Source organism: Sporomusa sp. GT1 (assembly GCF_014634905.1).
GTDB lineage: Bacteria > Bacillota > Negativicutes > Sporomusales > Sporomusaceae > Sporomusa > Sporomusa sphaeroides.
This window is the reverse complement of the sequence record NZ_BMBX01000102.1, coordinates 1-243: the sequence shown is the minus strand read 5'-3', so window position 1 is coordinate 243 and position 243 is coordinate 1. Positions and strand designations below refer to the sequence as shown.

Here is a 243-nt window from a genome sequence, read left to right as displayed (position 1 = left end):
CTGCACAGAAGAAAGCAAAGTTTAAATAACCTCTTATATGCAAATATGAGAAGTTCTTAAACGCGCAATTAGGATTTAACTGAAGGTAAAACGTAAGCAATTAACGGCTTAAACCAATTAAGTCAAGTTAGTAAGGGCATACGGTGGATGCCTAGGCGCCAAGAGTCGAAGAAGGACGCGGTAAGCTGCGAAAAGCTAGGATGAGCTGCAAGCAAGCTTTGACTCCTAGATTTCCGAATGGGG

General features: G+C 42.4%; 1 rRNA gene. It reads left to right on the top strand.

The features are described 5' to 3' along the window. Positions 1-120: 120 nt before the first annotated feature. Positions 121-243: ribosomal RNA gene (locus GT1_RS22010) — 23S ribosomal RNA — on the top strand; the annotation flags it as partial.